At 73.9% G+C, this 10773-nt stretch carries 6 protein-coding genes; 1 reads left to right on the top strand and 5 read right to left on the bottom strand.

From position 1 onward, the window contains the following. Positions 1 to 247: 247 nt before the first annotated feature. Positions 248 to 3748: an ATP-dependent helicase gene (locus ACWD6P_RS21320; protein WP_451445701.1), complete on the bottom strand. Its 3501-nt coding sequence runs from the start codon at positions 3746 to 3748 to the stop codon at positions 248 to 250. Between the two features lie 104 nt (positions 3749 to 3852). Beyond that, the gene (locus tag ACWD6P_RS21315; RefSeq protein WP_451445700.1) at positions 3853 to 4260 is read right to left on the bottom strand and encodes an MGMT family protein; all 408 of its coding nucleotides are present in this window, start codon (positions 4258 to 4260) and stop codon (positions 3853 to 3855) included. A 189-nt stretch (positions 4261 to 4449) separates the two neighbouring features. Here ACWD6P_RS21315 and ACWD6P_RS21310 point away from each other — a divergent pair, with 189 nt between their 5' ends. Further along, on the top strand, positions 4450 to 7470 hold the full coding sequence (locus tag ACWD6P_RS21310) for a flippase-like domain-containing protein (RefSeq protein WP_451445699.1): 3021 nt from the start codon (positions 4450 to 4452) through the stop codon (positions 7468 to 7470). A gap of 99 nt (positions 7471 to 7569) precedes the next feature. On the opposite strand, the gene moeZ is transcribed toward ACWD6P_RS21310, so the two are convergent. The 3 genes from moeZ to ACWD6P_RS21295 form a co-directional block, all read right to left on the bottom strand. Then, the gene (gene moeZ / locus ACWD6P_RS21305) at positions 7570 to 8748 is read right to left on the bottom strand and encodes an adenylyltransferase/sulfurtransferase MoeZ (protein ID WP_451445698.1); all 1179 of its coding nucleotides are present in this window, start codon (positions 8746 to 8748) and stop codon (positions 7570 to 7572) included. 73 nt (positions 8749 to 8821) lie between these two features. Continuing rightward, positions 8822 to 9589 (bottom strand): spherulation-specific family 4 protein, encoded by a 768-nt coding sequence (locus ACWD6P_RS21300; protein ID WP_451445697.1) that lies wholly within the window; start codon positions 9587 to 9589, stop codon positions 8822 to 8824. Continuing rightward, positions 9577 to 10533 carry an NAD-dependent epimerase/dehydratase family protein gene (locus ACWD6P_RS21295; protein ID WP_451445696.1) on the bottom strand — a complete coding sequence of 319 codons (957 nt, stop codon included), beginning with the start codon at positions 10531 to 10533 and terminating at the stop codon, positions 9577 to 9579. The genes ACWD6P_RS21300 and ACWD6P_RS21295 overlap by 13 nt, the downstream gene beginning before the upstream one ends. Between the last annotated feature and the right edge of the window lie 240 nt (positions 10534 to 10773).

Below are 10773 nucleotides of genomic sequence, written 5' to 3'. Positions count from 1 at the left end.
GGCCGGAGGGGCAGGGTGTTCGGACGTAAAGCGAAGCAGTCCGGACACCCTGCCCCGGAGGACCGCCACCGGCACCCGAAAACGCCCCGCGCAGCGGCAAACAGCCCGCCGCAGGCGCAACGGCGAGCAAGCCAAAACGTCGACCCAGGCAAAGCGCAGCGGAAGGGCCCGCCGCAGGCGCAACGGCGACCAACCCCCACGGCGGGAAAGCCGAAAACGTAGGAAGCCAGCCAAGCGCAGCGGAACGTTATTCGACCACCTGCCGCCCCTCCGGTACCGCGCTGCACGAGGCGCGGAATGTGCAGTGGGTGCAGTGCGCGCCGGTGGTGGGCGAGAAGCGCTCCTCCAGCACGCGGCCCGCTGCGGTGGCGAGCAGTTCGCCGACCCACTCGCCGTTCTCCCCGTCCAGCGGCGGCTGCGCCTGTACGGCGGGCAGGGCGTCGCCGCCCTCCTTCCGGGGTGCGCCGAGGCGCAGATGCACCAGTTCGGCGCCGCCGGCCTTCGGGGTGTGCCCGTCGAAGACGTCGTCCACGGCGCCCTCGCGCACCGCGAGCTGGTAGACGGCGAGCTGGGGGTGGCGGGCGACCTCGGGTCCGGTCGGCTTCTGCTTGCCGGTCTTGAAGTCGACGACGTACGCCGTCCCCTGCGCGTCCCGGGAGACGTGGTCCATGCTGCCGCGGATGCGGACCTGGTAGGCGCCGGCCTGGAGAGCGACGTCGAAGCCGTGCTCAGTGGCGACGGTGTCGCGGCCGTGGGTCTCGCGCTCCATGACGTGCCAGCGCAGAAAGCGCTCCAGGGCGGCGCGGGCGTTCTCCTTCTCCTGGCGCGACTTCCAGGGGGCGTCGAAGGCGAGCGCGTCCCATACGGAGTCCAGGCGCTCCATCAGGACGGTCAGATCGGCGGGGGTGCGCCCGGAGGCGACCTCGTCGGCGAGCACATGGACGACGTTGCCGAAGCCCTGGGCGGCGGTGGCGGGGGTGTCCGCCTTGACCTCGCGGCCCAGGAACCACTGGAGGGAGCAGGTGTTGGCGAGCTGGTCGAGGGCGCTGCCGGACAGGACCACCGGCCGGTCCCGGTCGCGCAACGGGGCGCTGCTGTGGGTGGGTTCGGCAAGGCCCCACCAGTTGTCGGGGTGGGCGGCCGGCACCAGGGGCCGGTGGTCGTCGTCGTGCAGCGCGGCGAGGGTGGCGAGGCGCTGGGCGGCGGCCTCGCGCAGCGCGGGGCCGGCGGCCGGGTCGACGGTGGTGGCGCGCAGCTCGGCGACGAGCGCGGCGACCGAGAGGGGGCGGCGCGGGCGGCCGGTGACGTCCTGGGGAGTGACGCCGAGCTCGGTGAGGAAACGGGAGGGCTGGTCGCCGTCGTCGGCGGCGGCCTTCACGGCGGTGACCACCAGGCGCTCACGGGCGCGGGTGGCGGCCACGTAGAACAGCCGGCGTTCCTCGGCGAGCAGCGCGCCCGGGGTGAGCGGCTCGGCAAGGCCGTCGCTGCCGATCCGGTCGGCCTCCAGGAGCGAGCCGCGGCGGCGCAGGTCGGGCCAGAGCCCCTCCTGGACGCCGGCGACAACGACCAGCCGCCACTCCAGGCCCTTGGCGCGGTGGGCGGTCATCAGCCGTACGGCGTCGGGGCGCACCGTACGGCGGGTGAGGGTGTCGGCGGCGATGTCCTGGGCGTCGAGTTCCTCCAGGAAGTTCAGGGCGCCGCGGCCGCCGGTGCGTTCCTCGGCGCGGGCCGCGGTCTCGAAGAGGGCGACCAGCGCGTCGAGGTCCCGGTCGGCGTTGCGTCCGGCCGCGCCGCCGCGGCGGGCGGCCCGCTCCAGGCGCTGCGGCCAGGGGGTGCCGTCCCACAGCTCCCACAGCGCCTGCTCCGCGGTGCCGCCGCCGGCGAGCAGTTCGCGGGCCTTGCGCAGCAGCAGGCCGAGCCGCTGGGCACCGCGGGTGTAGGCGGGGTCGTGCGCCACCAGGCGCTGGGGTTCGGCGAGCGCCCGCGCGATCAGCTCGTCGGAGGGGCGCGGCAGCGGCTGCCCGGCGGCGCGCTCCTCCTCGCGCAGGGCGCGGCCCAGCCGGCGCAGGTCGGCGGAGTCCATCCCGCCCAGGGGGGAGGTCAGCAGGTCGAGGGCGGTCTCGGCGTCGAGCCAGCCGGCCGGCCCGGTGTCTGCGGTGGCGGCTGGTGCGGCAGGCCCGTCTTCGGGGGCGGCCGCTGCGGCAGGCGCTTCCCCGGTGGCCGCGTCCCCGGCCGCCGCGTCCCCGTCGGCGGAGGGCGCCAGCGCCGCCCGTGCCGCGGCCCGCAGCGCCGTCAGCAGCGGGGCGACGGCTGGTTCGTGGCGCAGCGGCAGATCGTCGCCGTCGATGTCGAGCGGCACCCCGGCGGAGGTCAGCGCGCGGCGCACGGCGGGGATCGAGCGCCCCCCGGCGCGGACGAGAACGGCCATCTCGCGCCAGGGCACACCGTCCTCCAGGTGGGCGCGGCGCAGGATGTCGGCGACGTTGTCCAGTTCGGCCCCGGGCGTCGGGTACGTGAACACCTCCACGCGGCCGCCGTCCCGTACGGGCACCGGCTCGCGGTGGGCGCGCACCTTCTGGGCCGGGAGGCGGGTGAGCGGCATCCGGCGGGTCAGCAGCCGGGTGGCCGCGAGCAGCGCGGCGCCCGATCGCCGGGAGGTGCCGAGCACGGCCACCGGGGCGGGGGTGCCGTCGCCGCGGCGGAAGGTCTCCGGGAAGTCGAGGATGCCGTTCACGTCCGCGCCCCGGAAGGCGTAGATCGACTGGTCGGGGTCGCCGAAGGCGACCAGCGTGCGGCCCGGGGAGCCCGGCCGGCCGGCCGCCGAGTGGTTGCCGGCGAGCGCCCGCAGCAGCCGTACCTGGGCGACGTCGGTGTCCTGGTACTCGTCGACGTAGACGGCGTCATAGGCGGCGGCCAGCCCGGCCGCGACGTCGCTGCGCCCGGCGAGCAGTACCGCGCGGTGCACCAGCTCGGCGTAGTCCAGAACGCCCTGGCCGTCCAGGACGTCGAGGTACTCGGCGAGGAAGCCGGCCGCGGCGCTCCAGTCGGGGCGGCCGGTGCGCCGGGCGAAGTCGCCCAGGGCGTCCGGGCCCAGGCCCAGTTCGCGGCTGCGGGCGAGCACCGCGCGGACCTCGTCGGCGAAGCCGCGGGTGGTCAGGCAGGCGCGCAGCTCGTCCGGCCAGCTGATCCCGCCGCGGCCCGCGGCGGCCATCTCCGCCTGTCCTTCGAGGAGCTCGCGTACGACGAGGTCCTGCTCGGGTCCGGACAGCAGCCGCAGCGGATCGGCGAAGAGGTCGGCGTCCTGGTGGGCGCGGACCAGGGCGTAGCAGAACGAGTGGAAGGTCGTGGCCTGCGGGATGCCCGCCCTCCCCCGGCTGCCGCTGGGAGGTGCCCCCACAAGCCCTCCGGGCTGCCCCTCCAGATCGCGCAGGCGTGCCGCGAGGCGGTCGCGGAGGGCGACGGCGGCCTTGCGGCTGAAGGTCAGGACGAGGATCCGCTCGGGGTCGCCGCCGGCCCGCACCCGGCGCGCCACCGACTCCACCAGCGTCGTGGTCTTGCCGGTGCCCGGCCCGGCCAGCACCAGCAGGGGCCCCTGGCGGTGTTCAACCACGGCGCGCTGGTCTGCGTCCAAGGCAGGAGGATCCACCCGCTCCGGCGGGGTGCGCACCAGTCGGTACGCGCCGGGGGCATCCCGCCGCGCCGCCCGATGGGGCTGCGTCGGCGGGACGGCCGAGAAGGAGGAACTCACGTGGATCGCCGGTCCTGAGGAAGGTGCTGGTCATGGTGCGGACGAGGGGTGCGGCGGGCCGCGGCGCGGGCGGCCCGTGCGGCGCCGGCCGCGTGCCGTACACGCTAGGGCACGTCCTGGGCGGCGCCGCCGCCGTCCTGGCGCCCGTCCCAGCGGGCCCGCCGCATGTCGAGCGCCGGTATGTGGCCCTCGGCGGACCGCGCGGCCTCCCGCAGCGGAGTGCCCTCGGCCCGGTAGTGGGCCAGTGCGCGCAGTTCGCTGCCGGGCAGCAGACGGCCGTCCGCGCGCACGACGCGCCACCAGGGCACCGCGCCGCCGTAGAGGGCCATCACCCTGCCGACCTGCCGGGGCCCGCCCACCCGGGGCCCTTCGGGCGGCCCCTCTTCATGGAGCCACTCCGCGACGTCCCCGTACGTCATCACCCGGCCCGCCGGGATCAGCTCGGCGACGGCCAGGACCCGCTCCGCGTACTCGGGCAGCTCACCCGCCGCCTCGTCTCCGGTCCCACTCATTCGGTCCATCCTGCCGTACGGCACCGACAATGGGACTGGACACACGGTCCCGTACGACTCGTGAGGCCGTCGGCGCGGCACTGTCGGCCCGGGTGCGGTGGAAGCGGTTCCGCTTCCCGTGCCCCCGAAATGCACCCTGATGCCCCCCTCCGCTGGCCGGTCGTGCCACCATCTTCCGGACGGTGACTGGTGATACGAGATCAAGAAGAGACGGCCGAGCAGGGTGCAGCGCCTCCACGGGAGGCGGGCGCCCCTGACGCACTGCCCGTCGACACCACCGGCGCCGCGCCGGACCGGGCCGCACCGACCGAGCGGCCCGAGCGGCAGCGGGTGGCACCAAAGGGGAAGCACCAACGGAGGCCGGCCACGGCGTCCGCTACCGAAAAGGCGAGCACGATCGAGAAGGCCGAACGAACCGGGGCGTCCGAGAGGCCACACGAGCCCAAGGAGCCCGAACCACAGGGGCACGAGGAGGGGCACGACACCACGCGGCGACCCGACCAGGACGAGCAGGTCGAGCACGGCAAGGGCACCGAGCCGGTGTCCGGCGCGGCCCGCAGCAAGGCCCGTACGGGCTCGCACCGCGCCGAGCCGGGCACCGACGAGTACGGCGAGTTCCACGTCGACCGGGTCTCCGGGGACGAGCCGCTGCTGCCCGCCCGGGTGCACCGGCCCGCCGACCTGCTCCGGCTGCTGCTCGGCATCGCCGGGATCGCCCTCGTCCTCGGGCTCGCCACCTTCGCCCACGGCACCACCGCGGGCCTGGCACGGGACATCGGCACCGGCGCGAAGGCGGCGCCCCCGCTGCTGATCAACCTGGCGGGGCTGACGTCCAGCGTCGCGGTGCTGATCGTGCCGGTGGCGTTCGCCGTCGAGCGGCTGATCAAACGGGACGGGCTGCGGATCGCGGACGGTGTGCTCGCCGCCGTCCTCGCCCACGGGGTGTCGCTCGCCACCGACCTGTGGGTCGCCGAGGCCGCCCCCGCCTCCATCCGGGTCGCTCTGACCCAGCCGCTGGCGAGCGGTGCGCTCTCCGCTCCGGTGCACAGCTATCTGGCGCCGGTGATCGCCTATATGACGGCGGTGGGGATGTCGCGGCGGCCCCGCTGGCGGGTCGCGATGTGGTGCGTGGTGCTGCTGGACGTCGTCGCGGTGCTGGTCGGGCGGTACACCACCCCGTTCGCGATCATCACCACGGTGCTGATCGGCTGGACCGTCGCCTACGGCACCCTCTACGCCGTCGGCTCCCCCAACGTCCGCCCCACGGGCCAGAACCTCCTCGCGGGGCTGCGCCGGGTCGGCTTCCACCCGGTCAGCGCGCTGCGCGCGGAGGACGCCACCTCTCCCGACCAGCCCGAGAACACCGACCGCGGCCGCCGCTACCTCGTCACCCTGGAGGACGGCCCGCCGATCGACGTCACCGTCGTCGACCGCGAGCAGCAGGCCCAGGGGTTCTTCTACCGGGTGTGGCGCCGGCTGTCGCTGCGCGGCATCAACCAGCGCCGCAGTCTCCAGTCGCTGCGTCAGGCCCTGGAGCAGGAGGCGCTGCTGGCGTACGCGGCCATCGCGGCCGGCGCCAACGCGCCCAAGCTGATCGCGACCTCGGAGCTCGGCCCGGACGCGGTGATGCTGGTCTACGAGCACATCGGCGGCCGCACCCTCGATTCGCTGGCCGACGAGGAGATCACCGACGCGCTGATGCACAGCGCCTGGCGGCAGGTCGAGGCGCTGCAGTCACGGCGGATCGCGCACCGCCGGCTGGTCGGTGACGCGCTGCTGGTGGATCGTTCCGGCAATATCGTCCTGACCGATCTGCGCGGCGGTGAGATCGCGGCCGGTGACCTCGTCCTGCGGATGGACATCGCCCAGCTGCTGGCCACGTTGGGGCTGCGGGTGGGCGCCGAGCGCGCGGTGGCCGCGGCCGTCGAGGTGCTCGGCCCGGACGCGGTCGCCGACAGCCTGCCGCTGCTGCAGCCGATCGCGCTCAGCCGTACCACCCGCGCCACGCTGCGCCAGCTGGCCCGCGAGCGCTCCAAGCGGGAGCGGGAAGCGGTGCTGGCCGCCTCGCAGGCCGCCAAGGAGGCGCGGGAGGCCCGTGAGGCGGCGGGCCCGAAGGACCGCAAGACTCTGCGGGCCGAGCGGCACGCGGAGAAGAACGCCGAGAAGCGGGCTCTGGACGAGGCCTCCGAGGAGGCCCGCGAGGAGGATCTGCTCGCCCAGATCCGCCGTCAGGTGCTGCTGATCCGGCCGACCGCGGTGATCGAACCGGCGAAGCTGGAGCGGCTCAGTCCGCGGATCCTGATCAGCTGGATCGCCGGGGCGTTCGCCGCGTATCTGCTGCTGTCGCAGCTGACGCACTTCAACCTCGACGATGTGATCAGCAAGGCCCAGTGGTGGTGGGTGCTGGTGGCGATGGTCTTCTCGGCGGTGACGTACATCGCGGCGGCGATGAGCCTGCTGGGATTCGTCACCGAGAAGGTGGGCTTCGTCAAAACCGTGGTCGCGCAGATCGCGGGCAACTTCGTGAAGCTGGTGGCGCCCGCGGCGATCGGCGGGGTGGCGCTCAACACCCGCTTCCTGCAGCGCGCCGGGGTCCGGCCGGGCCTCGCGGTGGCGAGCGTCGGCGCGTCCCAGCTGTTCGGTCTGGGCTGCCACATCCTGCTGCTGCTGACCTTCGGCTATCTGACCGGCACCCAGAGCAGGGACGACCAGCTGACGCCGTCCCGTACGGTCATCGCCGGACTGCTGACGGTGGCGGTGCTGGTGCTGGTGGTGACGGCGGTGCCGGTGCTGCGGAAGTTCGTGGTGACACGGCTGCGGACGCTGTTTGCCGGTGTGGTGCCGCGGATGCTGGACATCCTGCAGCGGCCCCGGAAGCTGGTCACCGGGATCGGCGGGATGCTGCTGCTGACCGCGGCGAACGTGATGTGCCTGGACGCCTCGATCCGCGCGTTCGGCGGCGGCGACCAGCTCAGTTACGCGAGCATCGCGGTGGCCTTCCTCGCCGGCAACGCGCTGGGGTCGGCGGCGCCGACGCCGGGCGGTGTGGGCGCGGTCGAGGGCGCGATCATCACGGCACTGACCCTGGCGGGCCTGGGCGGCGACATCGCCTTCCCCGCGGTGCTGCTGTTCCGCCTGATGACGTTCTGGCTGCCGGTGCTGCCGGGCTGGCTGGCCTTCACGTATCTGACGCGCAAGGGCGAGATCTGAGCGGCGGCCCGCGACCCGGCCGCGAGCGCCGTGCACGGCGCAGACCAAGGGCGCCGGTCCGCACACTGCGGACCGGCGCCCTTCGCGCGAACGCCGCGGTCAGTACACCGGCTTCTCCGGCTCGACCGTGTTGACCCAGCCGATGACCCCGCCGCCGACGTGCACCGCGTCGGCGAAGCCCGCGGACTTCAGGACGGCCAGCACCTCCGCCGAGCGGACGCCGGTCTTGCAGTGCAGGACGATCTTCTTGTCCTGCGGGAGGTCCTGGAGGGCGTTGCCCATCAGGAACTCGTTCTTCGGGATCAGGCGGGCGCCGGGGATCGAGACGATCTCGAACTCGTTGGGTTCGCGGACGTCGATGATGTCGATCTTCTCGTCGGCGTCGATCCACTCCTTGAGCTGCTTCGGAGTGATCGTGGAGCCGGCCGCCGCCTCCTGGGCCTCCTCGGACACGACGCCGCAGAAGGCCTCGTAGTCGATGAGCTCGGTGACGGTCGGGTTCTCTCCGCAGACCGCGCAGTCGGGGTCCTTGCGGACCTTGACCTGACGGTACGTCATCTCCAGTGCGTCATAGATCATCAGGCGGCCGACGAGCGGGTCGCCGATGCCCGCGAGCAGCTTGATGGCCTCGTTGACCTGGATGGAGCCGATGGAGGCGCACAGCACGCCGAGGACGCCGCCCTCGGCGCAGGAGGGCACCATGCCCGGCGGCGGGGGCTCCGGGTACAGGCAGCGGTAGCAGGGGCCGTGCTCGGACCAGAAGACCGACGCCTGGCCGTCGAAGCGGTAGATCGAGCCCCAGACGTACGGCTTGTTCAGCAGCACGCAGGCGTCGTTGACCAGGTAGCGGGTGGCGAAGTTGTCCGTGCCGTCGACGATCAGGTCGTACTGCGCGAAGAGCTCCATGACGTTCGTGGAGTCGAGGCGCTCTTCGTGCAGGTTGACCGTGACGTACGGGTTGATGCCCAGCACCGTGTCCTTGGCGGACGCGGCCTTCGAGCGGCCGATGTCCGCCTGGCTGTGGATGATCTGGCGCTGCAGGTTCGACTCGTCGACCTCGTCGAACTCCACGATGCCGAGCGTGCCCACGCCGGCCGCGGCCAGGTACATCAGCGCGGGCGAACCCAGGCCGCCGGCGCCGACACACAGCACCTTGGCGTTCTTCAGCCGCTTCTGCCCGTCCATCCCGACATCGGGAATGATCAGGTGGCGGGAGTACCTGCGGACCTCGTCGACGGTGAGCTCCGGAGCGGGCTCGACCAGGGGTGGCAGCGACACGGATGACCTCAACAAGGGGGTTGGTCGGTATCTGAGGATTGATTGTCTTCCCGTAACACTGCCACGCCCTTCTTCATTCCGAGACACCCGGTCCGATGCGCGAGACGAATTCGTCCCAGTAGCCGGGCAGCGACGCCCAGGCGTCTCCGGCGGCACCCGCCGCCCCGTCGGCCCGGCGGTCGGTGACGTACACGGTGCCCGCCCCCTGCCAGCGCGCGATCCGCAGCGCCTCGTCCAGGTGGGTACGCGGCACGCTGTGGACGAGGTGGCAGAACCGCTCCGGAGGGTAGTCGGCGGTCCACTCGGCCACCTGCGACCAGCGGTAGTCGCACCAGCGGCCGGCGAAGGTGACGAGCTGGTCGGCGGACTCCGCGTACCCGGGGTGGGGGTGGGCGCCGTGCCCGAAGACCAGGTGGCCGCCGTCGCACAGGGACCGCAGGGCGGCGGCGAGCCGGCGGGTCGGGGGCAGCAGCGTCCGGTCGGTGGGGCAGCGGTCCAGCCAGAAGCCGTCGGCCTTGTACCACTCCAGGTAGCGGTGCGCGTCGGCGATCAGCTCACCGAAGGGACGCGTTCCCAGGCCCATGTCCAGGTGTCCCAGTACTCGGACACCTGTCTCACAGAGCCGGGCGGCGGCCGGGATGCAGTGCGGGTCGGGGCGGGCACCGGGCCCGTTGGACACATTGAGCACCGCCCAGTGCACGGACCCCGGGGAGCAGCCCAGCAGTCCGGCCCATTCGCCGGGCGCCAGCAGCGGATGGGCGAAGCCCGGCACACCGATGCCGAGCGGTGCGGCCCCGGTCGGGGCGCGGCTGGTGCCCGCGGGGGTGGTCAGATGCGACATGCCGCCTCCATCCAGATGTCGGCGAGGGACTCCTCCAGGCCGATCCGGGGGCGCCAGCCGAGCCGGTCGCGCGCGGTGCGTACGTCCGCCTGCTGCCAGGTGCCGCAGCCGTCCGGGTACGGGTAGGTGGCGGGCGGCGAGCCGGCCGGGTGCTCGGCGGCCGGGCCGGGGATGACGAGCCGGGCCGGCGGGGAGTCGAGTTCGTGCAGCGCACCGCCGAAGCCGGCCACCCGGGCGAGCACGGAGGCGGCCTCCCGCAGCCGTACGGCGCGGCCGGTGCCGATGTTGACCACGCCCTGCGCGGCGGAGAGCGAGGCGGCGTGCACGGCGCGGGCGACGTCCCGTACGTCGACGAAGTCCCGCTGTACGCCGAGCCCGCCGAGCTTGAGCTCGCTGTCGCCGGACTGCATCGCCCGGCGCATCGCCTCGGCGAGCCGGCCGAGCGGCGAGCCGGCCGGGGTGCCGGGTCCGACCGGGGAGAAGACCCGCAGCACGACCGCGTCGAGGCCGGAGCCCAGGACCAGTTCGGTGGCGGCCAGCTTGCTGACGCCGTACGGGCCTCCGGGGCGCGGCACCGCGTCCTCGGCGGTCGAGGAGCCGGGCTGGGAGGGCCCGTACTCGGAGGCGCAGCCCAGGTGGACGAGCCGGGCGCCGCAGCCGCTGCGGCGCAGCGATTCGCAGATGGTGGCGACCGCGACGGTGTTGTGCCGGGTCAGCTCCCGGGCACCGCCGCGGGTGGCGCCGGCGCAGTTGACGACCACTCCGGGGTGCACCGCGTCCAGGAAGCGGGTGAGCGCACCGGGGCTGCCGGTGGCCAGGTCGAAGCGGACGTCGGCGTCGTCGCCCCGCCCGAGGGCGGTGAGCTGGACGGCGGGGTCGGCGAGCAGGCGGTCGGCGACATAGCGGCCCAGGTAGCCGTTGGCGCCGATGAGCAGCACCCTCATCGTGCGACCCCCCGGTCCGCGGTACGTGTGGTCGGCTGGACGTTCATGTGTCGCGCTCCTAAAGCGGATCGAGGGAAGTACGTCGTCTTCGGCCGCGGGGCCGGCCGCCGCCCTGGGGACGGGGGCCGGGTGGGGGGAGGGGGCTGCGGCGAAGCGTCGGAAGGGGCCTTTTCGGGGTGCCTCTTCGGGGGTGGTGCGTGGTGCCCGAGTGGGGGTGCGGGGTCGTGGGGGCGGGTGGCG

This window comes from Streptomyces sp. NPDC002446, from assembly GCF_053595675.1.
Note: the sequence above shows the minus strand (reverse complement) of the source record. Positions and strands in the feature narration are given on the sequence as shown.